Genomic DNA, 26,323 nt, shown 5'->3' with positions numbered 1-26,323 from the left:
CATGCCGTACACCGTGGATTTCAAGAACGTCTCGACTGTTGGTTTGGAATCGTCGCCGGTTGCCGACGCGCTGGCGGGGCTGCGCGCCAACGAGGCGCGCTACTACAAGAACAAGTACGACCACGACTTCACCACCACCCCGGCGGAAGATGATCCGGAGACGCTGCAGTACATCACCAACATCCTGTCCGCGGAGCGGAACCTGGTCATCGCGTCCAAGCCCCTGGAGGTGTCATCCTTCGAGGTGGACGGCCTGCGGATGGCGTACGTCTTCTACGAATCAGGGCTGTCCATCAATGTCATGTACGGCCTCGAGGAAGGTGGCAAGCGGGCGGTTGGCTTCAAGCTTTCGGACGGCATGGAGGTGCCTGAAGAACTGGCCTCCAGCTTCAAGTTCGCCCGTCAGAAGTCCAAGCTTGCCGGCACCATCCGTGGCTCCTACTTTGTGATCAAGGGCCAGTACAACTAGGGCAGCAGCGCCGAAGAACGCCTTCCAACGATTGAAACCGGGCCCTGCCCCGGACGCTGCTGCACGGCACGATGGCGGAATGAACTCCAACCCCATCCTTTCGGGCTTCAACCCTGACCCGAGCATCGCCACCAGCCCGGAGGGCTACTACGTGGTCACTTCGTCCTTCGAATACCTGCCCGGCCTGCCGGTCTATCACAGCCCGGACTTGGAACGCTGGCAACTGGTGGGCCACGTGGCCACGAGGGAGGAGCAGGTACGGATCGCCAACGTTCCCACGCCGGGAGGCGTGTGGGCGCCGACCCTCCGCTACCGGGATGGGCTGTTCTACCTGATCGTCTCCGTCTTCCTCGGCGGGCGGGGCTGCGTGGTGTTCACGGCCACCGACCCGGCCGGCCCGTGGAGCGACGGCACCGTCATCGAAGCGGTGGACGGCATCGACCCCGACCTCGCCTGGGACGACGACGGAACTGCGTACGTGACCTTTGCCCGCCACCCTGACGCGATCCAGCAGGTCCGGGTGGACCTCGAGACCGGGGAAGCCCTCGAACAGCCGCGGGCACTGTGGTCCGGCAGCGGACTTTACTCACCCGAAGGACCGCACCTCTACCGGCGCGGTGACTGGTGGTACCTGCTGGCCGCGGAAGGCGGAACGGACCGCGGCCACGCCGTCACAGTGGCCCGCTCGCGGCACCCGGAAGGCCCGTTCGAATCCGCGCCGCATAATCCCATCCTTACCGCCGCGGGAACCGGTTCGCCCGTCCAGAACACCGGGCACGCAGACCTCGTTGACCTGCCCGACGGCGGAACGGCCATGGTCCTGCTCGGCGTCCGCCCGCTGGGGCTGGCGAAGTCTTTCTCGCCCTTGGGCCGGGAGACGTTCCTGACCGCAGTGGACTGGGCCGACGGCTGGCCGCATGCGCGGCTTCCCCGTGTGACAGGGGGCCGGCCCGAGGAGTGTGAGTATGACTTCAGCAACGGCGCCGGGCTGGAGGACCCGCAATGGATCGGCGTGCGCAGGGTACCGGCGGAGTTCTCCGCCCCCACCTCCAAGGGGCTCCTGCTCACGGGCGAAGGCAACACCATGGGCTCGGGCCGGCCTTGTTTCCTGGCCCAACGCCAGCGCCACCTCGGGATGGAATTCAGGGCCGTGCTTGACGTCGCCGCCGGCGCGGGCGGCATCGCCGTGCGGAACGCCGAGGACAACTGGTTCGGCATCGAAGCCGCCCAGGACGGCGGATCTGTCCGGATCACGGCGCGCGCCGTCGTCGCAGGCTTTGACCGCACCTGGGAAACAACGGTTCCGTCCGGAGACGTTGAACTTGCCATCGTGGCCAGCCCGCCGCCGTCGGACTTCAGCGCCGGTGCCGTGGGCGGCGACAGGATCCGCCTCCTGGTCCGGTCCTCCGGGCCCGGCCGCAACCCGGACGATGAGCTGCTCACCGAGCTCGATGGCAGGCATTGGGCTTTCGAGACCGCCAAGGGCTTCACCGGCCGGGCCTTCGGCGTCTTCGCTGTGGACGGCGAGGTCCTGGTCCGCCGGCTTTCCTACCGCGGCAAGGACTGACCCGCTACGCGGCCACGGCGCCGGCATCGGTACCCCGGGCGCCCCGCATGCGGAGGAGCGAAACGGCGGAGATGAGGAGCCACGCGGCGTTGGTGGCCACTGAGGGCCACGCTTCGTGGAAGGCGCCGTTGAGGATGAAGGCAGCGGCCCCGAGCAGGTTTGCGCTTTGGAACGCCCGGCCGGCCTTCACCCAGCCCATGGAGACCGACAGGAACGCCGTCAGAATCATGGCGGCGCCGGCCCAACCGGAGATTTCCCATACGAGTTCCATAGGTGTCCTTTCGTGAATCGTTGCCTGATGGCAATTCTGGGGGCCTGAAGACATGTAGATCAATTGCATTCTTCTGCACGCCTGGTTTAGAAATGCTTAATATGGATATGGATCCGCGCCGGCTGCTTGTGCTTCTCGCTGTTGCCCGGACGGGCGGCGTGCTGGCCGCCGCCGACGAACTGCGCCTGACGCCCTCCGCGGTGTCCCAGCAAATCACCAAGCTGGAGCGGGAAACCGGGCACTCGCTGATGGTCCGTACGCCAAAAGGGTCAGTGCTGACTCCCGCAGGCCTCGCCATGGCTGAAGCCGGCGAAGAGATTGAACGCGCCCTCAGCGTCGCCCGGACCCGGATGGAGAGCGGGGCCAACATTTCAGGCGTGGTGCGGCTGGGCGGCTTCACCAGCTTTGTCCGCACCGTGGTGATTCCCCGGCTGCCCGAGTGGCGGAGCCAGTATCCACAACTCCAGATCCACATCGTGGAGGATGATTTTCCCGCGCTGATGCGGCTGCTCCGGCAGCGCCAGCTCGACGCCGTGGTGGTGGAACATGACTCCACCACCGCCGGCCAGCTTTCCCTCGGAGCCGGAATGATCGAGGAACCACTGCTGGATGAACCGTGGAGGCTGGTGGTCCCCTCCGGGGCCCTGCTCACCACGGAGAATGTTGACCTCGGCAGGCTGCCGGTTCCCTGGCTCGGAGTGAACTCATCGGCCGCCAACTCCGCGGTCCTGGGGCGGCTGCGCCATTCGACGGGCGCCACCATAGAGACGGTCCATCAGTACCAGGAGACCCTCACGGCGCTCGCGCTGGTCGCCGCCGGCGAGGGGGTTGCCATTGTGCCCACCCTGGCCCTGGCCGGAGTGGCGAATGAAGGGGTGGACATCCTTGACGTTCCCGGGCTGGGGACGCGGCGCATCGTCCTGCGGCGGTTCGATGGGCGCCGGCGTTCCAGCACCCCGGTGGACACCGTTGCGCGGCTCCTGCGCGAATCAGCGGCGGCGTTCGACACGCGGTCCGCGTCCTGACCGGCCCTGATGCGCCTTGCGGTGCCGTTGACGGCCCGCAGGGGCATGAGTACTGTGGGCGCACAATCCGTCCGCGGCGCCGGCGAGCTGCCGATGACTGCGGCGGCCAGTGATCCGGGCGCGCCGGCAAAAGGAGGCAGGTGTCGTTCTTCCAGCTTTCGCTGATTGCCGCCGTCGCGCTCCTCGGGCCCCTGCTGGCGTTTCCCCGGACCTGGCACCTTCCCATGGTGCTGGGGCAACTGCTCGCGGGCATCGCCATCGGCCGAACCGGCCTGGGCCTGGTGGACTCCTCGGACCCGACGTTCACGTTCGTTGCGGACGTCGGATTCGCCCTCATCATGTTCGTCGCCGGAACGCATGTGCCGGTGCGGGACAAGGCCCTCCGCCCTGCCCTGGGCGGCGGCGCCCTGCGGGCCGCCATCGCAGCGGTCCTCGCGGCCGGCGCCGGAATCCTCATCGCCTTCGCCTTCGGCACCGGGCACGCACCGCTCTACATAGTGCTGCTCGCCTCCTCCTCGGCGGCCCTTGTCCTGCCCATCGTCGACTCCCTGCAGCTGACGGGACCAAAGGTCCTTACGACGACGGCGCAGGTGGCGGTGGCGGACATCGCCTGCATCGTGGCGCTTCCACTCGCCGTGGACCCGCCCAACGCGCCGAGGGCAGCGATGGGGGCCTCCGCCGTCGCAGCCTGCTCCGTGCTGCTCTTCTTCCTGCTGCGCTGGCTGGAGCGCAGCGGCACCCGCGGGCGGGTGCACGACGTGTCCGAGGAGCGGAAGTTCGCCCTGGAACTGCGGATCCAGCTTGCCCTGCTCTTCGCATTGTCCGGGCTTGCCGTCGCAGGGCACGTGTCCATCATGCTTGCCGGATTCTCCTTCGGACTGGTGGTGGCGGCGGTGGGTGAACCCCGGCGCCTGGCGCACCAGCTCTTCGCGGTCAGCGACGGTTTCCTGGGGCCGGTGTTCTTTGTGTGGCTGGGCGCATCGCTGGACCTCCGTGCGCTGGCCGGCACGCCGGGCATGGTGCTCCTCGGGATCTGCCTCGGGGCCGGCACCCTCCTGGTCCACGGCAGCCTGCGCCTGCTGGGCCAGCCGCTCCCGCTCGCCGTGCTGTCCGCATCCCAACTGGGCGTGCCCGTTGCCGCTGCCACCATCGGCTCCCAGTTGGACCTGCTGGAACCGGGGGAAGCCTCGGCGTTGATCCTGGGGGCGCTCATCACCATCGGGGCAAGTGCGGCGGCCGGTTCACGGGCTGCCCGCACCTTCGCCCGGAACGCCCCGGCGCCCGCTAAATAGCCCGCTCTACCCCCGGGAGTGGGTCCACAAGCCGGAGCTTGCCTGGGCCTGGAAGCCCATGTTCCGGGACACCGCGCGGGCGGCGGCACGGACCGCCGGGGCAAGGACGTTGGGCGGCGTGGCACCGTCCGGAACCACAATCGACAGCGAGGCCACCACGGTGCCCTGCGCATCGAAGATGGGCGAGGCCACGGAGACCGTCCGGGACGGGACGGTCCGGCGGATCATGGCGATGCCGGTCCGCCGCACGTCGGAGAGTGTCCGGCGCAGCTGCCCCTCCGGCATTTCGGGCACGCCGGGCTCGTTCTCCGGAGGGCGTTTCAGGATGGTCTCCTGGAACTGCTGGTCCGCTCCTGCGAGCAGCACCAATCCGATGGCCGTTGAGCGAAGCGGCGCCCGGCCGCCCACCCGGTAGGCGACCTCGGTGGCGTCCTTCCCGGACAGCCGCTCAATCAGCACCGCCTGCTCGTTGTCCCGGACTGCGAGCAGGACATGGTGCCGGGTGACCTCGAACAGGTCCTCAAGGTAGGGAAGCGCAATTTCCCGCACACCGTGCCCGCGCGGAGACAGGGAAGCCACTTCCCACAGCCGGACCCCCACCACGTACCGGCCGTCGTCGAGCCTTTCCAACGCGCCCCACGCCACCAACCGGGCGATCAGGCGCAGCGCAGTGGGCGCGGGCATGTCCGCGTGGCGGGCCAGCTCGGACAGGGTCAGCGCGCGGCGCCGGTCCGAGAAGACGGCGAGCAGGCTCAGCGCGCGGTCGATGACGGGTTCGCCCTGTTTGGGCCGCTTTCCGCGCGCAGGCGGGGTGTCCGTTTCCGGAGTGGCAATCATGGCAGTGGTTCCTAGCGCCGTTGGCAGTTCCTGTGGCCCACGGGGAAGGCAGTGAGCTGAACCACAATACTATTCCAACCATTGAAAGAGCTGTGTAGAGGACCAGTGGCCGGACAGGAAGCTGGAACTCCCAGCAACCGCATCCAGGAGTCCTGCCGCATGACCGTCCCAACCCGGCTTCGGGCCGAACACCTGCCGGAAGCCATGGGCTTGACCGTTAGTGCACCCCGGCTCAGCTGGACGCCGCCCGCCGGCAGCACCACCCAGGCTGCGTACCGGATCACCGCCAGCAACGGCTGGGACACCGGCAGGCAGGAATCAGCCGCTTGCGCCGCCCCGTACACCGGCCCCGCGCTGGACTCCCGCAGCCGTTTCGAATGGCGCGTCCGCACCTGGAACACCGATGAAGCCGGCAACGAAACACCTACCGGCTGGTCACAGCCCATGCCTGTGGAACTGGGACTCCTGCACGCCACCGACTGGACGGCGCAGTGGATCGGCGCCGACGAACCGGCAATGGCGCGGGCGGGGGAGCGCCCCGGCTACGCCTTCACCAAGACCTTCACGCTGGACGCCGCCCCGGAGAAGGCCCGCGCCTACGCCACCGCCCACGGCATCTACGAACTCTTCATCAACGGCCGCCGCGTGGGGGACCAGCAGCTCACCCCCGGTTCCACCAGCTACAACACCACCCTCCAGGTCCAGGCCTATGACGTCACCGGCCTGCTCCGCGAGGGTGCCAACACCATCCGGGCCATCCTCACCGACGGCTGGTACCGCGGCAGCTTCGGGTACACGCGCGACGCCGACATGTACGGCACGCGGACAGCTTTCCTTGCGCAGCTCGAGGTGGGGTCCGGGACCGCCACGCAGGTCATCGGCACCGACAGCTCCTGGCTGGTGTCCGCCACGGAGATCACCGGCGCCGACCTCATGGCGGGCCAGCGGGTCGACTTCCGGGCGCACGACGCCGGGAGCACACCTACTGGAGGCAAGGCGCCCGGGGTGCGTCCCGCCGTCGTCCGCCCCGGCAGCTTCACACAGCTGGCCGGCCCCCTGGCGCCTCCCACCCGCGTGACCGGGGAACTGGTTCCCGTTTCCATCACCCGCCTGCCAAACGGCAACCAGGTGGTGGACTTCGGCCAGAACCTCCACGGCTGGATCCGCCTTACCCAACTGGGGGCGCCGGGCGAAACCGTCGCACTGGAGTACGGCGAGGCCCTGGGTCCGGACGGTGACGTTACCCGGGACCACCTGCGCCCACATGATTTCCGCTCACCGGGGGCCTTCCTCGACGCCGGCCAGGTGGACACGGTCGCCGCTTCCGGGGCCCCGGGCGAAGTCTTTGAGCCCCGGCACACCACCCACGGCTTCCGGTACGTCTCCTTGCAGGGCCTCGCCGCGGACCTGGCACCGGCGGACATCACCGCCTGCGTGGTCCGGACGGACATGGAGCGCATCGGCACCTTCAGCTGCAGCGATGAGCGGCTGAACCAGCTCCACGGGATTGTGGAGTGGAGCTTCCTGGGGAACACCTGCGAGGTCCCCACCGACTGCCCGCAGCGCGAGAAGGCCGGCTGGACCGGGGACTGGCAGCTGTTCGTCCCCACCGCCGCGTACCTGTACGACGTCACCGGCTTTACCCGGAAGTGGCTCCGCGACGTCCGCGCCGACCAGTGGGAGGACGGCGTCATCGCCAACATCTCGCCGTCACCCGGGCCGGAGGCCACCTCGGCCGAATTCATGGCCTTCACCAACGGCGCGGCCGGCTGGGGCGACGCGATCGTGATGGTGCCGTGGGAGGCTTATCTGGCCACCGGCGATGCCGCCATCCTCGCCGAGAACTGGGAGGCGATGAAGCGCTGGCTCGGTTTCGTCCGGACGGCCGCCGAAACCCGGCGGCATGCAGCCCGCGCAGCGCGGGCGCCGTTCCCGGCCGCCCACGAGAAGTACCTGTGGGACACGGGCTTCCACTTCGGCGAATGGATGGAGCCGGACGGCCCGGAACCGGACCTGTTTGCCGCCCGCACCGCGGACAACGGCATCGTGGCCACCGCCTACTACCGGCACACTACGGAGCTGATGGCACGCATCGCCTCGATCCTGGGGCTCGCCGGGGAGGCCGCCGCGCTGGCGGAACTTTCGGCAAGCATCCGGGATGCCTGGGAAAGGGAATACCTCGACGCCGCCGGACATGTCACCCAAGCCAGCCAGGCCAACTGTGTCCGCGCCCTTGCCTTCCACCTTGTCAGCCCGGTACACCGCACCACCGTCACCGCGCAGCTGGCGGAACTGATCCGTGGCGCCGGCACCCACCTCGGCACCGGCTTCCTGGCCACGCCCTATCTGCTGCCCGTCCTGGCTGACAACGGCGAACTGGACCTCGCCTACGAACTGCTCATGCAGGACTCCGAACCGTCGTGGCTGGCCATGGTGGACCGCGGCGCCACCACAGTATGGGAACTCTGGAACGGCATCGACGGCGACGGCATCCCGCACCAGTCGCTCAACCATTACAGCAAGGGCGCCGTGGTGTCCTTCCTGCACAGGTACACGGCCGGGCTTCGCCAGGCACCCGGAAGCGCAGGCTGGGACCGGGTGGTCATCGAACCCCGCCCCGGCGCCGGACTCACCTCCGCATCCACCTCCCACCAGGGGCCGCACGGCCTGATCGAAGTGCATTGGGCTGTGTCGACGGACCCGGCGGACGGCGCCGTGCTGACGCTCACTGCCACGATCCCCGCCGGCACCACCGCCGAGGTGCTGCTGCCCGGCCGGCCGGCAGCCGTCGTCGGGCCCGGACACCATACTTTCCTGGCCGCACCCGGCGGGGACAGCACCCAACCTGAGCTGATGAGGAGCACACTATGACAGTGGAAGACGCTACCGGGGTACTCGACCCGTCCCGCCCTGACGTTTCCCGCCCCGGAGGCCGGACTGTTCCGGCCTTCCCGGTCTACGATGCCCCCGGCAGGCCGGAGCGGGTGGGCGACGGTTCCCTGGCCCACCGCGAAGTGACGTACGCCCGCGCACTCGGCTTCCGGCCGCTGAAGCTGGACATCTGGCTGCCCCGCAACGCTGCCGGACCCACGCCGCTGGTGCTGTGGGTGCACGGCGGCGCGTTCCAGCTGGGCGACCGGCGGGAACTGCCGCCCACATTTGTGCCGGACTCCGTTTTCCGGCTGCTCAACCAGGCCGGCATCGCCTGCGCCACGGCCGACTACCGGCACTCCCTGGAAGCACCCTTCCCGGCGCAGCTGCACGACCTCAAGGCCGCCGTCCGGTACCTCCGCGAATTCGCCGCAGACCTCAACATCGACCCGGAACGGTTCGGGGCCTGGGGCGAATCCGCCGGCGGGCACCTGGTGGCGCTCCTGGGGCTGACCGGGAACCGCCCGGACCTGGAGGGCGGCCTCGGCGTGCAGGGGCGCTCCAGCAGCGTCAGCGCCGTCGTCGACTTCTACGGTGTTTCCTCCCTGGTGGACATCCCGCCCATGCAGCGGCCCGACGGCCTGTTTCCGGACGCGTTGACCGCCGCCGTGCCGCCGGGCATGTCCCTGCAGCCCGAACACATGCTGGTGGGCGGCTCGGATGATCCGGAGCTGCTGGCCGCGGCCAGCCCGGTCAGCTACGTGGATGCCGGCGCCGCCCCGTTCCTCCTGGTCCACGGTGACTCCGACGGGCTGGTGCCGCATTCGCAGACCGACCTGCTGGCCGCGGCACTCGCGGAGGCCGGCGTGGAGCATGACGTGGTCACCATCCAAGGCGGCGACCACTGCTTCTTCGGTGCGGAGGACCAGATGGACACCATCCTGGCCACCGCCGTCGACTACTTCTCACGGAAGCTGGGCACACCATGACCCCCACCAAACGTGCAGACTCCGCCCCGGCCGCCGGCACGGGGCACGACCGCCAGGCGCCTGACGCCGGGTTCGCGGAGTACCTGGCAACCCCGGAAGGCCCGCAGTTCCTCAACCCGGACGCCGTGCGCTCGCCCGGACCCGTGGTGCCCATCCGCACGGTGGCCGCGGACGGCCGGCACGGGCCGGTAGGCATACGGATCTACGGCGAACCCGGAGCTCCGGGCAGCCCGGGCCTCGTGTGGCTGCACGGCGGCGGCTTCGTCAGCGGCAGCATTGACAGCCCCGAATCGGATTACCTGGCACGCGTGCTCGCTGCCCGGGGGACGCCGGTGTTGTCCGTGGACTACCGCCTGGCGCGCAACGGCGTGTCCTTTCCCGTTCCGCATGATGACACCCTGGCAGGGTGGTTCTGGGCCCGGAAGAACGCCGGATCCCTCGGCCTGGATCCGGACCTGCTCTGCCTGGGCGGGGCCGGCGCCGGGGGCAACCTCGCAGTAGGGGCCGCACTGTACCTCGTGGACGCCGGCAAGCCGCTGCCCGCGAAACTGCTGCTGGCCTACCCCTTCCTGGACGCCGAACTCCCAGCGCCTGCCGGGGGACTGGACGATGAGGCCATGGCCGGGCTGCCGCGGCACCTGCGGTTCACGTTGGAGGACTGCATCCGGACGGCGGAGAACTACGTGGGCGGGCCGGTCAGCATGGCGCCGTCCTATGCGATGCCCGGCTATGCGGATCCTGCCGGGCTTCCGCCCGCCGCCCTGCTTGCCTGCGAGTACGACGACGCCCGCGGCTCAACCGAGCAGTTTGCCTCGGCATTGGAGCGGGCAGGGGTTCCGGTGTCCTATTTCCTGGCCGAGGGCGCCGTGCACGGCCACCTCAACCACACGGCCGGGCTGCCGGAAGGGCAGGCGGCCCTGGAGTTCCTGGCGGGCCAGCTGGCGGCGGTGCGCCGGCCTTAGCCGCGGCCAAGGGATCAGGGCTGCCCGGAACTTTCTTCCTGGTGGCTGCTGGACCAGATGTCGCCCATTTCCTCGGTGGACTGCTCCACGATCCTGCTCATGGCCGCGAGCGCGGCTCCCGGGTCGCGGTGCTGGATGGCACTGGCCACATCCACGTGCAGCTGCAGCGCCTCGTGGTCCGGCAGATGCGGCATCAGTCCGTGCTGCGTCCGCCCGGCCAGCACTTCCGCCACGAGGTTGTGCAGCTGCGAAAACATCAGGTTGCCCGAGGCGTTCAGGACCGCGGCGTGGAACTCGATGTCCAGGCGGAGGAATTCGTCCTGGTCCCCGCGCTGCCCGACGGCCCACAGGCGGGCGGCCATGGAGACAAGGTCGCTGGCTGCATCGAGTGACGCCCGTTCAGCGGCCAGGCGGGCGGCCTGCGGTTCAATGGCGCCGCGCAATTCATTCAGGGCCCGCAGCTGCTCCAGCCGCTTGGCCGACGCCAGCCGCCACCGGATCACCTGAGGGTCGTAGAGGTTCCAGCTCGCCTCTGGCTGGACCACCGTGCCCAGGCGCCGGCGGGACTCGAGCATTCCCATGGAAGACAGGACGCGGGTGGCCTCCCGGATCACGGATCGGGACACCTTGTGCTGGGTTTCCAGTTCGTCCAGCCGCAGGATGGAGTTCGGTGCCAGTGTTCCCTCGGCAATGGCAAGCCCCAGGTTGTCGACCAGCGACGAATGCAGGTCCGGGGACAACGCCGCCTTTGGGATGGTCATGAATAAATCATATGGCGGGACGGAGAGACCGGGTATTTGTCTGTCTTATTTGTCTCTGTCCACGGAACATGGCAGACATGAAGGGGGTGGCAGGGAAGCCTTAGCCCTCCAGTACGAAGGGCCTGCTGTGCCCGGCAGCCTCGGGTGCCAGCCTCTCCGCAGCCTCCTCCGCGTAGGAACGGGCATCCTCCAGTAACGGGTTGTAGAGGGCTAATAGGATGCGGCGCGCTTCGAACAAGGGGAAATCGTGGGGCAGCAGCTCCGGGGGGAGCCCGGGGTCCTCCCAGGGGAACGCCCGCCAGGCGTCCATCACCTCGGTCCTCAGCCGAAAGGCCTCTTCCCCCGGGAGGCGTTCGCCGGCCAGGGCGTCAGTTTTCTGGCGGTAGGCGTTGATGAAGGGGGTGTACTGCCGGCGTACTTCGTCCAGGTCCCAGGCCTCCAACAACGGCCGCCCGCGCAGCCCTTCCGCGGCGGTGCGGAAGATGACGTAGTTCTCCACCCCCAGGTGGCGGCAGGAATCCTCCAGGTCGTCGGCGGTGTCCCACGCGGAAACCCACACCGCCCCATACAACGGAGCGAACCCCAGCCATTTGAGCCGGCTCCGCAGCAGCTCGCGCACTTCGCGCGAGCGCTCCGGGACACTGAAGGCCACCACGGTCCACATGCCATCCCAGGGGCGTTCCCCGGAGCCGAAGCCACTGATCTGTCTCACCCCGATCTCCAGGCGTGCCCTCGCCTCCGGGGTGAACCTGTACCGGGAAGCGCGCCCCGCACTCGACTGTTCCAGGACGGCGCGCCCTGCGAGCCGGCTGAGGGCTGTTGAGGCAGCGGAAGAGCTAAGGCCCAGGGCCGCGGCCAGGGACACAATCAGCCGGGAGGGCAGCCACCCGGTGTAGTCGCGCCAATAGTCCGCCAGCATCGTGACCACCAGGTGCTGGGTCGCCGAGCCTTTCGATGGGCGCGGGAAATTGACTTCCTCGGCGGCAACACGGGGTTCGGCGGGCCCGCCTGGGAATGGATGCGGCTCAGAAGTCACACCCCATCTTCGCAGGCAGGCAAAGCGGAGCAAATTTACTTTGCATATTTGTTGACGGTCGTCTTGATAAGCGCATAACATTTAGCCAGTGATCCGGGCCACATCCCGCGCCGGCACGCACAGTCCCCAGCAGGCGCCTGCTGACCCATCATTTCCAGGAGATCCGCAATGACCGCAGGTCCCATCCCGGTGACGCCGTTGTCCCCGGACGCCATATCACTTCCCGCATCCACCGAAGAGGGCACGCAGAATGCCCGCCGGGCAGCAGTCGCCAGCTTCATCGGCAGCACCCTCGAGTACTACGACTTCTTCATCTACGGCTCAGCCTCGGCGCTGATCTTCAACAAGATCTTCTTCCCGGGCATCGATCCCGCCCTCGGGATGGTCTTGTCCATGGCAACCATTGGTATCGGCTACGTGGTGCGGCCCCTGGCTGCCGGCGTGATTGGCCACTTCGGCGACCGGATCGGGCGCCGGCAGATGCTGGTCCTGACGCTGGTCCTCATGGGAGTGGCCACGTTCCTGATCGGCTGCCTTCCTCCGGTGTCCGCCATCGGTGCCGCCGCGCCGGTCCTGCTGGTGCTCCTGCGCGCACTGCAGGGAGCCTCGGCGGCCGGCGAATCCGTCGGTGCCGTCACCATGACCATGGAACACGCCCCCACTCACAAACGGGCCTTTTACGCCAGCTGGGTCAACACCGGAGCCGTGGCAGGCATCATGCTGGCGTCGCTGGCATTCCTTGCTGTTTCGCTCCTGCCGCAGGACGACCTGCTCGCGTGGGGATGGCGCCTGCCGTTCCTTGCCAGCATCCTGGTTGTCGCGGTGGGCCTGTACATCCGCCTCCGCCTCCCGGAATCGGAAGTGTTCGAGGCCGCCAAGGAGGAGGACCACAAGCAGGAACTGCCCATCAAGGTGGTCCTCCGCGACCACTGGGCCACCATCCTCAAGGTGATCCTCTTCGGCCTGTGGAGCGTGGTCTCCTCGGTGTTCGCTGCCTTCGGGCTGGCCTACGCCGGCAAGCTCGGAGTCCCCGCGGCCGTCATGCTCACCGTCACCATCGTCACCGCGGCCCTGGGCATCATCGTCCAGCCGTACGCCGGCATCCTGGCCGACCGGATCGGACGTAAACCGGTGTTCATCACGGGCAACATCGTCTGTGCCGGGGCTGTCTTTGCCTTCTTCTGGTCGATCAGCGCCGGCTCCATCCCGCTGATCTTCGCCACGGCCATCCTCTTCATGACCGTCGGATACGGCATGGTCAACCCGCTCGGCCCATCCATGACCGCGGAAATGTTCGAGACCAGGATCCGCTACACCGGAGCAGCCACTGCCTCCCAGCTGGGCCTGGTCGTCACCGGCTTTGCTCCCGCCATTGCCGCCGCCATCGTCCAGCCCGGCCCCGACGGGTGGCTGCCCGTTGCCGTCTTCACGGCCGCCTGCTGCCTGGTCTCCGCCCTCGTGACCGCCGTGTGGGTTAAGGAGACCTACCGGACCAGGACCGAAGACCTCGGCAAGCGGCCCGTCCAGGCCGCCTGAGCACCAAGCCACCCCCCACCCAAACGAAAGGCACGCACGTGCGCTACCCGGTCGTCGTCGACGGCGATGTTGAAGCAACCATGACCGACGGAACCATCCTCCGGTCCACCGTTTACCGGCCGGACGCGCCGGGCAGCACCTTCCCGGTGCTGCTCACGCGCACTCCCTACGGGCGGGACCTGGCGGTCAACTCGGCCTACTTCAATCCGTTGACCGTTGCGGCGGCCGGGTACGTGGTGGTGATGCAGGACTGCCGCGGCAGGTTCGGCTCGGACGGCAGGTTTGAGCCCTCGGTCAATGAAGCGTCCGACGGCGCCACAACGGTGGAGTGGGCCACGCGCCTTCCGTGGTCCAACGGCCGCGTGGGCATGTGGGGCCGGTCCTACTTCGCGGAAACCCAGTGGCGTGCAGCCCGGTACGCCCCGGCCGGGCTAAAGGCCCTGGCCCCGGGGGTCTCGGCGGGCGGCAACGCCAACAACGGCGCGCTGTACCGGGGCGGCGCCCATGAGCTGGGCAGCCGCCTGGCCTGGGGCCATGCCTCGATTTCGCTCAATGAACTGATGCGGGAACATGCTGACGATCCCGAGCGGCGCGCGAAAGAGCTCCAGGAATGGCTTGCCCTGGATGCTGGATTTGCTGATGGTTCCTGCTACGGCGTCCTGCCGCTGCGGGACCTGGAGCCCAGGGTGGGCACCTTCCTTCGCAGCGAGGTCATTCCGTCGGCGGGGGAGGGGCCGGGGAGTAATTTCTGCCGGTTGTGGGATGCCGCTTCCGATGCGGCGGTGCCGCTGCCAACGCTGCACATCGGCGGCTGGTTCGATATCTTCGCCCCCAACACGCTGGACCAGTACCGCCGCCAGGCGGCCCTCAGCAAGACCTTCCCCGGTATGGAACCCCGCCTCATCCTGGGTCCGTGGACGCACACCAACCTCACCGGCGGGTACCCGGACATCCACTTCGGCGCGGCCGCGTCCTCCGGCATCGTCGATGGCCGTGGAGATCTGTCGTCCCTCCATACGGCCTGGTTCGACGCCGTCCTCAAGGAGGACGAAGCGGCCATCGCTGCGGTCCCCCCGGTGCTGGTGTACTTCCTGGGCGAGAACCGCTGGCGCGGCTTTGATGAACTTCCGGTTCCCTCAGGGCAGAGGTCGTGGTTCTTCTCCGCCGGCGGGGAGCTGCTGGACCAGGCGGGTGCGGACGGAAATGTTGAGTACGCCTACGATCCGCTGGACGCGGTCCCCACCATCGGGGGGCCACCATGTTGGCCGGCGCCTTTCCTGCGGGACCGGCACGGCAGGACGCCGTGGAGGCGCGGGCCGACGTCGCCGTCTTCACCACGGAGCCCTTCACCGAGGCCACCACCATTTTCGGTGCCGTCACCGCAACGTTGTTCGCATCATCCAGCGCCGTGGACACGGACTGGGTTGTCCGGCTCTGCAAGGTGTCGGCGGACGGTGTTTCCCTGGGCATTGCCGACGGCATCGTCCGGGCGTCCTGGCGCGACGCCTACGCGGAAACCGGGCTGTTCAAGGAGGGATGCCCGCCCTCTGCCATCGAGCCGGATCGGGTTTACGAGTACACCATCTCCCTCTGGGAGACGGCGTTGACTTTTGCGCCGGGGGAGCGGCTGCGCGTACAGGTCACCTCAAGCTGCCACCCGCGCTGGGACCGGAACCTTAACACCGGCAAGCTCGCCTACGAATCGGGAGTTGCCGTAACCGCCAACCAGCGCATCCATGTTGGTTCCTCCCACCCCAGCCGCCTGACGGTTGGCCTGCTGTGAGCACTCGTGTACCGCCGCCCCTGGAGTTCCTGACGGAGCTGCACGTCATGGTGGAAACACCCATTGACGTCGGCCAGGCTCCCACGGGACACCGCCGGATCATACCGATCACTGGCGGTTCGCTGACGGGGCCCGCCCTCAGCGGCACGGTGCTGCCCGGCGGCGCGGATTTCCAGACCCTGCACAGCCCGGAACTGACAGAACTCGATGCCCGCTACGTCATCAAGGCGGCGGACGGGGCATTGATCCACGTGCACAACAGCGCCCTCCGTCACGGCTCCGCGGCCGACATCGCCCGTCTGAACCGCGGTGACGCAGTGGATCCGGACGCCATCTACTTCCGCTGCTCGTTGAGGTTTTCCACCGCCTCCGAGGCGTGGGGGTGGCTGAACCATATCGTCGCGGTGGGCACCGGCGAGCGCTACCCGGACTCGGTGAAGATCGCCGTCTTCATAGTTCGCTGACCCGGGTGCTGCGGCTTCAGTCGTGTTCAGGGTGCAGGTTTGCGTCTGCATTGGTCTCAACCCATCGGGTGAAGGTGGTCGTGAGGTTAGCCCGAGTAGGCGAGGCACAAAATGGGCCGACCTCGGCATTTACTGTTTCATCCAGAGGAGCAACGCGGACGAGCCGGAAAGACTCATCCCCGGCGCGAGCCCTGATGGTGACGGCGTTACCGGCCCTGCTCAGCCGCACTGTGACTTCCTGATTGATCCACTCAGGGACTGGTGCCACCGACCAGTCGGATACCCCGCGTGTTACGACGGCCCCAACCTGGGGAACCCCGTCGGACACCTCCACGCCGGCCTTGATCCAAACGGAGTCCGAAACGTGCAGATAGATTCCCGCCTGGTCGAACTGCTCGGTGTAATTCAGGAGGAATGAAACCTCCACGGCCCCCTCAGCGGGCAGCGGTGCCAACAGGGCATGCGCACTGTCATGGACGAAGCCGTACGAGGTGTGCCTCCACGCATCACTGTTCTCGGCTGCGGTTACCCGCAGAGTCCGACCATCTGCGATGACACGCACCGGCGGGTTGCGCCACCTTCCCCGGTCCCAGGAATAGGAATCGTTTGCTTCCTTTATCAGTTGTGTCACGTCAGATTTCCTAAGTCGATCGTTCAGGCCGTAAGCCCTATTCAAGCAGCGGCACATCCAACACGACGGCTATTGCCCGTTGACCGATCCTTGAACGGACACCATAGCGTCGGATGTGCCGCGGGCTCATGGAGTACTCGCGTTTAGCGCGATTTGTCACTTCGGCTCGAGGCTCGGATCGCTTCGAAAGCTGGCCAAGAGTTGTTCGAAGCTGGAAACGTGCTTGTGGATCCTTGCTGCGTCCTGTTCAGCGTTGAGCCAGGGCTTACGCTTCCCGATCAAGAGAACGTCGCGAGGCTTACCGGCAAGGTCGAAGGGTGTCCTAAGCGGGAGAATGGCCTTCAATGCTTCCGATTCCAGTGTTTCAGGCAGCCGTGCTCGGAGCCAAGCGATCTGCTCTGTCGTGAACAGGTTGAAAGGTATCTGTAGATTTTCGAGGTCGGTAAGTTTACCAAGAGGCTGGATCCGACCATCGTCGATGCTTTTCGGAAGCAAGCTTAGGCTGAGTAATCCCGTCAGCGAGGCCAAGGGCTCCAGCGTCTCGAAAGTGGTCTTGTTCCATACCGCGTCGCCGAGGATGAGTTCCTTTAGTGCGTGTCCGGCCGAGAGGTCATCCAGCCGATGAAAGCGTGTGAAGTCCTGTACCCGTAACTCAGTCAAGTGTGGCGTACGGGATAGGTTCCATAGTCGCGCGGACCGCTGATTCCAATAGAACGAGACCATCCGGAGCCCTGATAGGTCCTCAAGCGGGGTGAGGTCTTCAATTCTGGGGCACTTCCAGAACTCAATTGCTGTGAACTGTTGTCCGTAGCTGGAAACTAGTCGCTCAAACACAGCCTGGTCCAGCCCGCTGATACGAAGCGCCGTCGCTTCAGGGCGTGCCTCGATCCGCAGGAGATCTCCTGGATCAAATTTTCCACCGCCAATCTGCGGTTGGACGAGGTCAAGGAACCACACGGGCTGGGTATCTCCAGCCCACCTGAGCTCTGACAGGTTCTTGGGGCCCGGTTCCCCGATTGCACTGTCTACGGTCATAATCATCAAAACGTTAGTCGCAAGGCACCAAAAGGGCGCTGAGGTAGGATCGGCAACCGGAACAATGTCGTTTTGCGATATGCCCGTTAGCCGATCCTTCAGCGGGCGTACTTTTGCTACGCCGCTATGCTCACGGATGTGAGCCCGGGCATGGATTCATCCCTCAGCTTCGTTGCCGACCCCTGATATGCACGTTTACCCCGAACGCTGACATGCACGGTGAGGGTGCCCTAACCGCTACGCCTCAGACTGCCTCGAAACCCTTGTGACAGGCAACGTCTCAGCGGTCCTCGGACGAGTTGTCGAAGCTGCCCCTACTCGTGGGGCCACATGGTTCTCGTAACTATGTCGCATTACCCCGCGCTCGACTCGCTGCACGCTTCGTTAGTTATAGGACACCCAAAAAAGCACGCTTGCGACGGACCCGCTAGGCCGGCAGCGCCCTATTCGGACGCGCCCCAGAGGGCTTTGCGTAAAAGCCGCTTCAGTTCCTGCGACTCCTCCCCGGAAAGCCCGGCCAGCTGGTCCAGCTCGGCCTCGTCCAGGGCTGCCCGCGCCTTGGTATGCATCCTGCGGCCCTCGGCCGTGGAGACGATGATCTTGGCGCGCCGGTCCTGCTTGCCCTGCGCCCGTTCCACCAGGCCGCGGCGTTCCAGGTCGTCCACGAGGGTGACCACCTGGCTCGGGTCCAGGCTGAGGAAATCCGCCAGTTCCCGCTGCGTAGGCTCCAGCCCGCTGCACGCCAGCGTCAGGATAGAGAAGGACCGCTCCCGCAGCCCGAAGTCAGCCAACGCCTTGTTGTTCAGCACCGAGCCGGCAGCATGCAGCTTGGCCAGCAGCAGGCCCACATCACTGCCGATCCTGGCTGCCGCAAGGCGGGGGGTCTGAACTTCGGTGCCCAAGGTGGCCATCACAACTCCGGTGTAAAAAACAATCGTTGACTTTTTCAATGATCCGTAATTTCATTGATTTCAACAAGGATCTCACACCGCAGTGGGACCACCCCAACGGCTTCGGCCGGCGCATGCGAAGGAGCAGGCCATGAGCTTGAACGGCAAGGTTGCAATCGTCACCGGCAGCGGGCAGGGCCTCGGCCTAGCCTACGCAAGGGAACTGGCCCGCCAGGGCGCCGCCGTCGTCATCAACGACGTGAACCCCGACACTGCCGCGCAGGCCGTCGCGCAGATCGAGGCCGACGGCGGCCGGGCCACCGCAGTGGTCGTTCCGGTGGGCACCACCGATGCTGCCAAGGCGCTGGTGGTCGGAGCCGTCGACACGTTCGGCCGGCTCGATATCCTGGTCACCAACGCCGGAATCCTGCGGGACAAGTCCCTGCTGAAGATGACGGACGAGGACTTCGACGTGGTCATCAACGTCCACCTCAAGGGCACCTTCACCTGCGTCCGGGAGGCCTACGCGTACTTCAAGGAAAACAACGTGCAGGGCCGCATCATCACCATCGGGTCGCCCACCGGGCAGCGCGGGAACTTCGGCCAGACCAACTATGCCGCCGCCAAGGCCGGGATCGTGGGCATGGTCCGCACCTGGGCGCTGGAAATGAAGAAGGCCGGCGTGACGGTCAACAGCGTCATCCCCGTGGCCGCCACCGCCATGACCAAGACCGTCCCCTACTTCCAGAAAGCCGTGGAGGCCGACGAACGCGGCGAGGCCATGCCGTCCTTCTTCCGCCACGACCTGGGCTTTGGAACGGCCGACGACGTCGCCGGGCTGGTTGCCTTCCTCGCCTCCGACGAGGCCGCCACCATCACCGGCCAGGCCATCGGAGCCGGCGGTGACCGGCTGCAGGTCTGGACCCACCCGGAAGCGGCCACCACCGAGTACCGCGAGGGCGGCTGGAGCTACCAGGCGCTGCTGGAGAACGCCGGCCAGCTGTTCACCCCGGAAACGCTGCAAAGCTACGGCGAGGAATTCCTGCCCCTGCCCGCGGACCTGCAGCCCGAACCGGCCCAGGCACGCTGATCATGGCAACGGACCGCTACGAACTGGGCGTCGACCCCGCCAAGCTCGACGCCATCGACATGCACGTCCACCTTGAGGTGGACAGCTGCGGACACGGCTCCCTGCCGGAGGAACTGACCGAAGCCTCGGCAAAATACTTCAAGGCCGAGGACCGCACCCCCTCCCTGGACCGCATCGCGGACATCTACCGCGAACTGAACATGGCCGCCGTCGTCTTCACGGTCGACGCCCGCACCCAGCTCAAGCACGAACCCAACAGCATCCCGGAACTCATCGCCGGCGCCGCCCGGAACAACGATGTGCTGATCCCATTCGGCAGCGTGGACCCGCGCACCGGCGAGGACGCCATCGCCGGGGCCAAGCACCAGGCCGTAGAACTCGGCGCCCGCGGCTTCAAGTTCCACCCGTCCCTGCAGGGCTTCGACCCGTCCAGCGAACGCTTCTACCCACTATGGGAAACCCTCCAGGAACTCGGCCTGCCCGCCATCTTCCACACCGGGCAAAACGGCATGGGCGCAGGCCTTCCCGGTGGGTACGGCATCAAGCTCGCCTACTCCAACCCCCTGCTGCTGGACGCGGTGGCCGCGGATTTCCCCGGCCTGCAGATCATCATGGCCCACCCCTCGGTGCCGTGGCAGGACGAGGCCAACTCCATCGCCACGCACAAGGCCAACGTCTTCATCGACCTCTCCGGCTGGTCGCCCAAGTACTTCCCGGAATCGCTGGTGAAGGCCTCCAACTCCTATCTCCAGGACAAGGTGCTGTTCGGCACCGACTTCCCGCTGATCACCCCGCAGAAATGGCTCGGTGCCTTCGCGGACCTGCCCCTGAAGGACGAGGTCCGGCCAAAGATCCTTAAGGACAACGCGGTCCGCCTCCTCGGGCTGGGGGCCTGAGATGGGCACGCTGACGACGGCGGAGGCCGGCCCGGGTGCCCGGCTCTATGAGGCAGCGGACTGGTACGACGCCGAGTCCCTCCTCACGCCGGAAGAACGCCAGGTCCTGTCCCGGCTGCGGTCCTTCCTGGACGCGGAAGCCAGGCCCCTCCTGGCCGAGTACTGGGAACGCGGCGAATTTCCGGAGCAGCTCGCCCGGCCGCTGATCGACCTCGACATGATGGAACCTGCCGGCCTCACGGCCGACGGTCCGGCCCGTGGAATTTACCAGGGCTTCCGGATCTTCGAACTTGCCCGCACCGATGCCTCGCTGGCCACCTGGTACACCGCCCAGGCCGGCCTGTTCCGCACCGCCATCCGGGTGGGCGCCTCGGCGGAACAGCAGGCCGAATGGATGCCCAAAGTCATCGACTTTTCGCTCAAGGGCGTGTTCTCGCTGACCGAACCGGAATCCGGATCGGACATCGCCGGCGGACTCTCCACCACCGCCCGGCGGCAGCCCGACGGCAGCTGGATCCTGGACGGCGCCAAACGCTGGATCGGCGGCGCCGCCACCGCGGACGTCCTCGCGGTATTCGCCCGGGACACCGCGGACGGGCAGGTCAAGGCCTTCCTCGTGGACCGGACAGCCGACGGCGTCACCCTGGAGAAGATCCACGGGAAGACGGCACTGCGGATGATGCAGAACGCCCACATCACCCTCACCGGTGTCCGCGTCCCCGAGGCCATGCGCCTGCACAACGTGAGCTCCTTCAGGGATGTCGCGGCGATGCTCCGGGCCATGCGCTCGGACGTCGCCTGGATCGCCACCGGCATCGCCGCCGGCGCCTTCGAGGCAGCGCTCGCCTACGTCAACGAACGCCGTCAGTTCGGACGCCCCCTGGGTTCCTTCCAGCTGGTCCAGGAGAAACTGGCCCGCATGCTCGGCAACGTCACGGCCAGCCTGTCCCTGGTGGTCAGGCTCACCGAGCAGCAGGCCAAAGGCATCTACCGGGACCAGGACTCGGCCCTGGCCAAGATGCAGACATCCCTGTTCATGCGCGACACCGTAGCGCTGGCCCGGGAGGTGGTGGGCGGCAACGGCATTACCCTCGCCGCCGGCGTCGCCCGCTTCCACGCCGACGCCGAAGCCGTCTACTCCTACGAAGGCACCCACGAGATCAATGCCCTCATCATCGGCCGCGCCCTCACCGGCGAAAGCGCCTTCACCCGCTGAACCACTACTTCCCAACCAACAAACAACTGCCAGGAGGCAACGATGCCCAATCTCGTCGTCGATTTCGACACCCTGCTCACCCTGTCCGGCAAGGACCTCGGCACCACCGACTACCGCCAGATCACCCAGGACCAGATCAACCAGTTCGCGGACGCCACGGACGACCAGCAGTGGATCCACACCGACCCCGAACGCGCCAAGGACGGCCCGTTCGGCGCCCCCATCGCCCACGGCTTCCTCACGCTCTCGCTGATCATCCCGTTTTGGGGGGAGCTGTTCGACGTCGAAGGCGTCACCACCAAGGTCAACTACGGCCTGGACAAGGTCCGCTTCACCTCCCCGGTCAAGGTCGGCTCCAAGGTCCGTATGAAGGCCACCATCGCCGACGTCACCGAGGTCAAGGGCGGCGCCCAGATCAAGGTCAACGCCACCATCGAGATCGAAGGCCAGGAACGCCCCGCCGTCGTGGCCGAATTCCTGGCCCGCTTCTACAAGTAAGCCGCTTCTACAAGTAAGCCACTTCCACCAGTAACAGCAGTCCCAAACCCCAGGCGGCGCCCCGGCGCCGCCGCCTCAGGCAACCCCAAAAACCCCACATTCCTCCGTCTTTAGGAACAGCCATGTCCGGACACACCACGCTCGCACCTGCGGGCACGGCCGCCAAGCGCAAGGAAGCGCGCACGGTCATCCTGTCCAGCTATCTGGGCAGCACCATCGAGTTCTACGACTTTCTGCTCTACGCCACGGCCGCAGCGGTGGCCTTCCCCAAGGTCTTCTTCGCCGGCACGGACGAATGGGTAGGCGTCGTGGCCGCCTACGCCACCTTCGCCGCCGGATACGTGGCCAGGCCGCTGGGCGGCATCATCTTCGGACACTTTGGTGACAAGGTGGGCCGCAAGGGGATGCTGATCATCTCCATGGCCATGATGGGCATCGCCTCCACCCTCATCGGCCTGATTCCCGGCGCCGGCGTCATCGGGCCGTGGGGCGCCGTGATCCTGGTGCTGCTGCGGGTCTGCCAGGGCATCGCCGTCGGCGGTGAATGGGGCGGGGCGGCGCTCATGGCACTGGAGCACGCGGACCCGAAACGGCGCGGCTTCGCGGCGTCGTTCGTCAACGCCGGGGCGCCCACCGGCGCCGTGCTGGGCACCCTGGTGATGGGTGCCTTCTCGGCCCTGCCGCAGGATGCCTTCCTGGCCTGGGGCTGGCGCGTGCCGTTCCTGCTGTCCTTCGTGCTCCTGATCGTGGGCATGTTCGTGCGCCTCCGCGTTTCTGAAAGCCCCATCTTCGCCGAGGCCGTGGCCAAGGAAGAAGCACAGGGCGCCAAGCGCAAGATCCCGCTGCTGGACGTGCTCCGCCGGCCCAAGGCACTGATCATGATCATGTTCGCCGGGGCTGCCGGGTTCGGCCTGCAGGTGGTGCTGCCCACCTTCTCGGTGACCTACGCCGTGTCCAAGGGCGCACCGCAGCAGGGCGTGCTCTACGCGTTCGCCGGGGCCTCGGCCATTTCCATCGTCTTCGTCCTCCTGGGCGGCCGCCTTTCGGACCGCTTCGGCCGCCGCCCGGTGATGATCACCGGCCTGGCGCTGTTCATTGCGTACCTCTTCCCGATGTTCGGGATGCTTGGCTCGGGCAACGTTGCCATGGTGTTCGTGGCCTTCACTGTGGCGCTGATCCTGCACTCCTCCCTCTACGGGCCGCTGGCAGCATTCGTGTCCGAACAGTTCGGCACCACCTCCCGCTACACCGGTGCCGCGGTGGGCTACCAGTTGGCCACCCTCATCGGCGCCGGCTTCACGCCGGGCATAATCGCCGGCCTCTACAAGGACTCCGGGCAAAGCATCCTCCCGGTGGTGGTGTTCCTGTCCGTCATGGCGCTGGTCTCGATTGTCTTCATCGCCCTGACGCGGGAATCTAAGAACAACGACCTCACCACGGTCCGTTAGGAGAACCATGGACAACAACGGAGTTGGCTCCTGGCTGCAGCGCCGCCGCCGCAAGTCGGGCACCAAGACGGCCCTGCTGTCAGCAGCGGGCACCCTGAGCTACGAAGAGCTCGCCGAACGGACGGACCGCCTGGCCAACGCGCTCCGCGACCGCGGAGTGGCCAAGGGGGACCGGGTGGCCTACCTGGGGGAGAACCACCCTTCTTTCGTGGAAACGTTCTTCGCCTGCGGCCTCCTCGGCGCCATCTTCGTCCCGCTCAACACCCGGCTGGCACCGCCGGAGCTGCAGTTCCAGCTCCAGGATTCCGGAGCCCGGCTCCTGGTCAACGCCGGCGCATTGGAGGCCTCCGCCTCCGCTGCCGTGCAAGGAACGGCGGTGACCCACCGCATGGTCGTAACGGCCGACGGCGGGGCGGAACCTTCCGCCGCCACGTCACCGGCCGCCGTCGAACATTCTGCAGTGGTTGTGTCATACGGGGAGGCGCTGCAGGCGGCGGCGCCGGACCACCCCGACGTGCCGGTGGGGCACGATGACGGGGCAATGATCCTCTACACCTCGGGGACCACCGGGAAACCCAAGGGTGCGCTCCTGACCCACGGGAACATCACGTGGAACTGCATCAACACCATCGTGGACATGGACTTGAACCGCAACGACGTGGCGCTGATGATTTCGCCGCTGTTCCACGTGGCGTCCCTGGACATGGGGCTGCTGCCGATGCTCCTCAAGGGGGCCACCGTGGTCCTTGAGGCGAAGTTCGATCCCGCCCGGGTCCTGGAACTCATCCGGAAACACAAGGTGACCACCCTCAACGGAGTGCCCACCACGTTCCAGCTGCTCTGCGAAGATCCGGGCTGGGCGGCGGCCGACCTCAGCTCCCTGGACAAGCTGACCTGCGGCGGCTCAGCGATTCCCCGTCGGGTCCTGGACGCGTACGAGGACCGCGGCATCGGTTTCACCAGCTGCTACGGCATGACCGAAACAGCCCCCGGCGTCACCATGCTCCCCGTGGACCGGTCGCGGGAAAAGGCGGGTTCGGCCGGCCTGCCGCACTTCTTCACCGACGTCCGGATCGCCGATCCCATGGGCGGCACGGTGGAACCGGGCGAGGTGGGGGAAATCCAGATCTCCGGACCCAACGTCATCAAGGAGTACTGGAACCGGCCGGAGGCCACAGCCGCCAGCTATGCGGACGGCGCCTGGTTCCGCTCGGGCGACATGGGCTACCGCGACCAGGAAGGCTTCCTGTTCGTCTCTGACCGGCTCAAGGACATGATCATTTCCGGCGGGGAGAACATCTACCCGGCGGAGGTGGAGGCGGTCATCTCCGAGCACAGCGCTGTGGGCAGCGTCGCCGTCATCGGCGTCCCGGATGAGAAATGGGGCGAGGTCCCCCAAGCGATCGTGACGCTGCGGGAGGGGGAATCGCTGACTGCGGAGCAGCTGCGCAGCTTCCTCGACGGCAGGCTTGCCCGCTACAAGATCCCCAAGTCAATGGTGGTGGTGGAGGACATGCCGCGTACCGCCAGCGGCAAGATCCGAAAGATGGAGCTCCGGAAACAGCTCTAAGGGCGGAACCCCCTCCGGGACTGCCGCCGGTATGGTTCCGCCGTTGTTACCGTTCACGGTCATCAATTGGCGGAACCATACCAGCCGGTGCCACCATGATTGGATGCTTGAGGCAACTAAACCCCAGAATTCGGACGGGACACCCGTCAACCCCGCGCTCGAAGCGGAAAGCAAAATCGCCCGCATCGCGGTGACAGTGTTCCCCATCCTGGTGGTTGTCGCAGGCATGCTCGGGTTCCTGCTCCCCGGCCTTTTCAAGCCCATGGCCCCCAGCGTGCCCTACCTGCTCGGCATCATCATGTTCTGCATGGGCCTGACCCTGACTCCGCCGGACTTCGCCGCGGTAGCCAAGCGGCCGTGGGCCGTGGCCCTGGGGATCGTGGCGCACTACGTCATCATGCCCGGCGCCGGCTGGCTGATCGCAGGCGCCCTCAACCTTCCGCCCGAACTGGCCGTCGGCGTGATCCTGGTGGGCTGCGCCCCCTCCGGCACAGCCTCGAACGTCATGGCCTTCCTGGCCAAGGGCGATGTTGCCCTCTCCGTGGCGGTGGCCTCGGTCTCCACCCTGATCGCCCCGATCGTCACCCCGCTGCTGGTCCTGTTCCTGGCCGGCTCCTACCTGCAGATCGACGCCGCCGGCATGGTCCTGGACATCGTCAAGACCGTGCTGCTGCCGGTGGTCGCCGGCCTCCTCGCCCGGGTCTTCCTCAAGAAGCTCGTCGCCAAGGTGCTGCCCGCGCTGCCGTGGGCGTCCGCCGTCGTAATTTCCCTGATCGTGGCCATCGTGGTGGCCGGCAGCGCCAACAAGATCATCGACGCCGGGGCCATCGTGTTCCTTGCCGTGGTGCTGCACAACGGCTTCGGGCTGGGCCTTGGGTACCTGGCCGGCAAGCTGGGCCGCCTGGATGACAAGGCCCGCCGCGCCCTGGCCTTCGAAGTGGGCATGCAGAACTCCGGCCTGGCGGCGACGCTCGCCACCGCGCACTTCACCCCGCTGGCTGCGCTGCCGTCCGCGGTCTTCTCGCTCTGGCACAACATCTCCGGTGCCATCGTGGCCGCCTGGCTCGCCCGGCGGCCGCTGCAGGACACGCAGGCCTAAGGGGCGCGTTTCCGGCCCGCCATTCCGGGTACAGGATCCGGTAGGGACAGCGATGTTTCGACGCTGTCCGCCAGTTCCTGTAAGGAG

At 67.0% G+C, this 26,323-nt stretch carries 24 protein-coding genes and 1 pseudogene; 18 read left to right on the top strand and 7 right to left on the bottom strand.

The features are described from left to right. The first annotated feature begins 1 nt into the window (after position 1). Both NIBR502771_RS03505 and NIBR502771_RS03500 read left to right on the top strand, forming a co-directional pair. Positions 2–469 (top strand): phage tail protein, encoded by a 468-nt coding sequence (locus NIBR502771_RS03505; RefSeq protein ID WP_141158499.1) that lies wholly within the window; start codon positions 2–4, stop codon positions 467–469. Positions 470–548: 79 nt separating this feature from the next. Beyond that, positions 549–2,036 carry a glycoside hydrolase family 43 protein gene (locus NIBR502771_RS03500; protein WP_141158498.1) on the top strand — a complete coding sequence of 496 codons (1,488 nt, stop codon included), beginning with the start codon at positions 549–551 and terminating at the stop codon, positions 2,034–2,036. Between the two features lie 4 nt (positions 2,037–2,040). On the opposite strand, the gene NIBR502771_RS03495 is transcribed toward NIBR502771_RS03500, so the two are convergent. Further along, positions 2,041–2,307: a hypothetical protein gene (locus NIBR502771_RS03495; RefSeq protein ID WP_141158497.1), complete on the bottom strand. Its 267-nt coding sequence runs from the start codon at positions 2,305–2,307 to the stop codon at positions 2,041–2,043. A 101-nt stretch (positions 2,308–2,408) separates the two neighbouring features. Here NIBR502771_RS03495 and NIBR502771_RS03490 point away from each other — a divergent pair, with 101 nt between their 5' ends. Together NIBR502771_RS03490 and NIBR502771_RS03485 are read left to right on the top strand one after the other, a co-directional pair. Beyond that, the gene (locus NIBR502771_RS03490; protein ID WP_141158496.1) at positions 2,409–3,332 is read left to right on the top strand and encodes a LysR family transcriptional regulator; all 924 of its coding nucleotides are present in this window, start codon (positions 2,409–2,411) and stop codon (positions 3,330–3,332) included. A 140-nt stretch (positions 3,333–3,472) separates the two neighbouring features. Next, positions 3,473–4,624, top strand: a complete 1,152-nt coding sequence (locus NIBR502771_RS03485; RefSeq protein ID WP_141158495.1) for a cation:proton antiporter — start codon at positions 3,473–3,475, stop codon at positions 4,622–4,624. Positions 4,625–4,630: 6 nt separating this feature from the next. Here the strand turns inward: NIBR502771_RS03485 and NIBR502771_RS03480 are convergent, their stop codons facing one another. Continuing rightward, positions 4,631–5,461, bottom strand: a complete 831-nt coding sequence (locus NIBR502771_RS03480; protein ID WP_141158494.1) for an IclR family transcriptional regulator — start codon at positions 5,459–5,461, stop codon at positions 4,631–4,633. Positions 5,462–5,620: 159 nt separating this feature from the next. Here NIBR502771_RS03480 and NIBR502771_RS03475 point away from each other — a divergent pair, with 159 nt between their 5' ends. From NIBR502771_RS03475 to NIBR502771_RS03465, 3 genes are read left to right on the top strand one after another with little or no spacing between them, the layout of a single operon-like run. Then, positions 5,621–8,332 carry an alpha-L-rhamnosidase gene (locus NIBR502771_RS03475; protein ID WP_141158493.1) on the top strand — a complete coding sequence of 904 codons (2,712 nt, stop codon included), beginning with the start codon at positions 5,621–5,623 and terminating at the stop codon, positions 8,330–8,332. Then, positions 8,329–9,321, top strand: a complete 993-nt coding sequence (locus NIBR502771_RS03470) for an alpha/beta hydrolase (RefSeq protein ID WP_141158492.1) — start codon at positions 8,329–8,331, stop codon at positions 9,319–9,321. The genes NIBR502771_RS03475 and NIBR502771_RS03470 overlap by 4 nt, the downstream gene beginning before the upstream one ends. Beyond that, positions 9,318–10,283 (top strand): alpha/beta hydrolase, encoded by a 966-nt coding sequence (locus NIBR502771_RS03465; protein WP_141158491.1) that lies wholly within the window; start codon positions 9,318–9,320, stop codon positions 10,281–10,283. The genes NIBR502771_RS03470 and NIBR502771_RS03465 overlap by 4 nt, the downstream gene beginning before the upstream one ends. A gap of 14 nt (positions 10,284–10,297) precedes the next feature. Here the strand turns inward: NIBR502771_RS03465 and NIBR502771_RS03460 are convergent, their stop codons facing one another. After that, positions 10,298–11,044 (bottom strand): FadR/GntR family transcriptional regulator, encoded by a 747-nt coding sequence (locus tag NIBR502771_RS03460; RefSeq protein WP_141158490.1) that lies wholly within the window; start codon positions 11,042–11,044, stop codon positions 10,298–10,300. Between the two features lie 100 nt (positions 11,045–11,144). Continuing rightward, positions 11,145–12,080: a PaaX family transcriptional regulator C-terminal domain-containing protein gene (locus tag NIBR502771_RS03455; protein WP_246839798.1), complete on the bottom strand. Its 936-nt coding sequence runs from the start codon at positions 12,078–12,080 to the stop codon at positions 11,145–11,147. Positions 12,081–12,248: 168 nt separating this feature from the next. On the opposite strand from NIBR502771_RS03455, the gene NIBR502771_RS03450 reads away from it, so the two are divergent. The 4 genes and pseudogenes from NIBR502771_RS03450 to NIBR502771_RS03440 all read left to right on the top strand — a co-directional run bounded on the left by NIBR502771_RS03450 (position 12,249) and on the right by NIBR502771_RS03440 (position 15,863). Beyond that, entirely contained in the window at positions 12,249–13,616 is a 1,368-nt protein-coding gene (locus NIBR502771_RS03450; protein ID WP_141158488.1) for an MFS transporter, read from the top strand. 80 nt (positions 13,617–13,696) lie between these two features. Continuing rightward, a pseudogene (locus NIBR502771_RS20925) lies at positions 13,697–14,809 on the top strand (CocE/NonD family hydrolase); the annotation flags it as partial. 65 nt (positions 14,810–14,874) lie between these two features. Beyond that, complete coding sequence (locus NIBR502771_RS20920; protein ID WP_246839797.1) at positions 14,875–15,399, top strand: CocE/NonD family hydrolase; 525 nt, start codon at positions 14,875–14,877, stop codon at positions 15,397–15,399. Then, a complete protein-coding gene (locus NIBR502771_RS03440) occupies positions 15,396–15,863 on the top strand; it encodes a DUF3237 domain-containing protein (protein WP_141158487.1) in 468 nt (155 codons plus the stop codon). The genes NIBR502771_RS20920 and NIBR502771_RS03440 overlap by 4 nt, the downstream gene beginning before the upstream one ends. A 16-nt stretch (positions 15,864–15,879) precedes the next feature. Here the strand turns inward: NIBR502771_RS03440 and NIBR502771_RS03435 are convergent, their stop codons facing one another. The 3 genes from NIBR502771_RS03435 to NIBR502771_RS03425 all read right to left on the bottom strand — a co-directional run bounded on the left by NIBR502771_RS03435 (position 15,880) and on the right by NIBR502771_RS03425 (position 18,440). Next, complete coding sequence (locus NIBR502771_RS03435) at positions 15,880–16,494, bottom strand: DUF1349 domain-containing protein (protein WP_371706617.1); 615 nt, start codon at positions 16,492–16,494, stop codon at positions 15,880–15,882. A gap of 156 nt (positions 16,495–16,650) precedes the next feature. Then, the gene (locus tag NIBR502771_RS03430; RefSeq protein WP_141158485.1) at positions 16,651–17,529 is read right to left on the bottom strand and encodes a hypothetical protein; all 879 of its coding nucleotides are present in this window, start codon (positions 17,527–17,529) and stop codon (positions 16,651–16,653) included. 443 nt (positions 17,530–17,972) lie between these two features. Next, a complete protein-coding gene (locus NIBR502771_RS03425) occupies positions 17,973–18,440 on the bottom strand; it encodes a MarR family winged helix-turn-helix transcriptional regulator (RefSeq protein WP_141158484.1) in 468 nt (155 codons plus the stop codon). Between the two features lie 130 nt (positions 18,441–18,570). Between NIBR502771_RS03425 and NIBR502771_RS03420 the strand changes: the two genes are divergently transcribed. From NIBR502771_RS03420 to NIBR502771_RS03390, 7 genes are all read left to right on the top strand, one after another. Further along, positions 18,571–19,509 carry an SDR family NAD(P)-dependent oxidoreductase gene (locus NIBR502771_RS03420; RefSeq protein ID WP_141158483.1) on the top strand — a complete coding sequence of 313 codons (939 nt, stop codon included), beginning with the start codon at positions 18,571–18,573 and terminating at the stop codon, positions 19,507–19,509. Between the two features lie 2 nt (positions 19,510–19,511). Beyond that, complete coding sequence (locus tag NIBR502771_RS03415) at positions 19,512–20,405, top strand: amidohydrolase family protein (protein WP_141158482.1); 894 nt, start codon at positions 19,512–19,514, stop codon at positions 20,403–20,405. Between the two features lies 1 nt (position 20,406). After that, positions 20,407–21,621, top strand: a complete 1,215-nt coding sequence (locus NIBR502771_RS03410) for an acyl-CoA dehydrogenase family protein (protein WP_141158481.1) — start codon at positions 20,407–20,409, stop codon at positions 21,619–21,621. A 42-nt stretch (positions 21,622–21,663) separates the two neighbouring features. After that, positions 21,664–22,119, top strand: coding sequence for a MaoC family dehydratase (locus NIBR502771_RS03405; protein ID WP_141158480.1), 456 nt, complete (start codon positions 21,664–21,666; stop codon positions 22,117–22,119). A gap of 122 nt (positions 22,120–22,241) precedes the next feature. Next, positions 22,242–23,567: an MFS transporter gene (locus NIBR502771_RS03400; RefSeq protein ID WP_141158479.1), complete on the top strand. Its 1,326-nt coding sequence runs from the start codon at positions 22,242–22,244 to the stop codon at positions 23,565–23,567. A gap of 7 nt (positions 23,568–23,574) precedes the next feature. Beyond that, positions 23,575–25,137 (top strand): o-succinylbenzoate--CoA ligase, encoded by a 1,563-nt coding sequence (menE, locus tag NIBR502771_RS03395; protein WP_141158478.1) that lies wholly within the window; start codon positions 23,575–23,577, stop codon positions 25,135–25,137. Positions 25,138–25,240: 103 nt separating this feature from the next. Beyond that, positions 25,241–26,236, top strand: a complete 996-nt coding sequence (locus NIBR502771_RS03390) for a bile acid:sodium symporter family protein (RefSeq protein WP_141158477.1) — start codon at positions 25,241–25,243, stop codon at positions 26,234–26,236. The last annotated feature ends 87 nt before the right edge of the window (positions 26,237–26,323 follow it).

It is taken from the genome of Pseudarthrobacter sp. NIBRBAC000502771, assembly GCF_006517215.1.
GTDB classification, from domain to species: domain Bacteria; phylum Actinomycetota; class Actinomycetes; order Actinomycetales; family Micrococcaceae; genus Arthrobacter; species Arthrobacter niigatensis.
This window is presented reverse-complemented; position numbering and strand designations above follow the sequence as displayed.

What these genes read in the sequence shown, in the direction of transcription:
- NIBR502771_RS03405 (WP_141158480.1), top strand. Translation starts at nt 21,664, where the DNA reads ATGCCCAATCTCGTCGTCGATTTCGACACCCTGCTCACCCTGTCCGGC.
- NIBR502771_RS03475 (WP_141158493.1), top strand. Translation starts at nt 5,621, where the DNA reads ATGACCGTCCCAACCCGGCTTCGGGCCGAACACCTGCCGGAAGCCATG.
- NIBR502771_RS03480 (WP_141158494.1), bottom strand. Translation starts at nt 5,461, where the DNA reads ATGATTGCCACTCCGGAAACGGACACCCCGCCTGCGCGCGGAAAGCGG.
- NIBR502771_RS03490 (WP_141158496.1), top strand. Translation starts at nt 2,409, where the DNA reads ATGGATATGGATCCGCGCCGGCTGCTTGTGCTTCTCGCTGTTGCCCGG.
- NIBR502771_RS03425 (WP_141158484.1), bottom strand. Translation starts at nt 18,440, where the DNA reads ATGGCCACCTTGGGCACCGAAGTTCAGACCCCCCGCCTTGCGGCAGCC.
- NIBR502771_RS03430 (WP_141158485.1), bottom strand. Translation starts at nt 17,529, where the DNA reads ATGACCGTAGACAGTGCAATCGGGGAACCGGGCCCCAAGAACCTGTCA.
- menE (WP_141158478.1), top strand. Translation starts at nt 23,575, where the DNA reads ATGGACAACAACGGAGTTGGCTCCTGGCTGCAGCGCCGCCGCCGCAAG.
- NIBR502771_RS03465 (WP_141158491.1), top strand. Translation starts at nt 9,318, where the DNA reads ATGACCCCCACCAAACGTGCAGACTCCGCCCCGGCCGCCGGCACGGGG.
- NIBR502771_RS03415 (WP_141158482.1), top strand. Translation starts at nt 19,512, where the DNA reads ATGGCAACGGACCGCTACGAACTGGGCGTCGACCCCGCCAAGCTCGAC.
- NIBR502771_RS03450 (WP_141158488.1), top strand. Translation starts at nt 12,249, where the DNA reads ATGACCGCAGGTCCCATCCCGGTGACGCCGTTGTCCCCGGACGCCATA.
- NIBR502771_RS03470 (WP_141158492.1), top strand. Translation starts at nt 8,329, where the DNA reads ATGACAGTGGAAGACGCTACCGGGGTACTCGACCCGTCCCGCCCTGAC.
- NIBR502771_RS20920 (WP_246839797.1), top strand. Translation starts at nt 14,875, where the DNA reads ATGTTGGCCGGCGCCTTTCCTGCGGGACCGGCACGGCAGGACGCCGTG.
- NIBR502771_RS03410 (WP_141158481.1), top strand. Translation starts at nt 20,407, where the DNA reads ATGGGCACGCTGACGACGGCGGAGGCCGGCCCGGGTGCCCGGCTCTAT.
- NIBR502771_RS03505 (WP_141158499.1), top strand. Translation starts at nt 2, where the DNA reads ATGCCGTACACCGTGGATTTCAAGAACGTCTCGACTGTTGGTTTGGAA.
- NIBR502771_RS03500 (WP_141158498.1), top strand. Translation starts at nt 549, where the DNA reads ATGAACTCCAACCCCATCCTTTCGGGCTTCAACCCTGACCCGAGCATC.
- NIBR502771_RS03400 (WP_141158479.1), top strand. Translation starts at nt 22,242, where the DNA reads ATGTCCGGACACACCACGCTCGCACCTGCGGGCACGGCCGCCAAGCGC.
- NIBR502771_RS03420 (WP_141158483.1), top strand. Translation starts at nt 18,571, where the DNA reads ATGAGCTTGAACGGCAAGGTTGCAATCGTCACCGGCAGCGGGCAGGGC.
- NIBR502771_RS03390 (WP_141158477.1), top strand. Translation starts at nt 25,241, where the DNA reads ATGCTTGAGGCAACTAAACCCCAGAATTCGGACGGGACACCCGTCAAC.
- NIBR502771_RS03495 (WP_141158497.1), bottom strand. Translation starts at nt 2,307, where the DNA reads ATGGAACTCGTATGGGAAATCTCCGGTTGGGCCGGCGCCGCCATGATT.
- NIBR502771_RS03460 (WP_141158490.1), bottom strand. Translation starts at nt 11,044, where the DNA reads ATGACCATCCCAAAGGCGGCGTTGTCCCCGGACCTGCATTCGTCGCTG.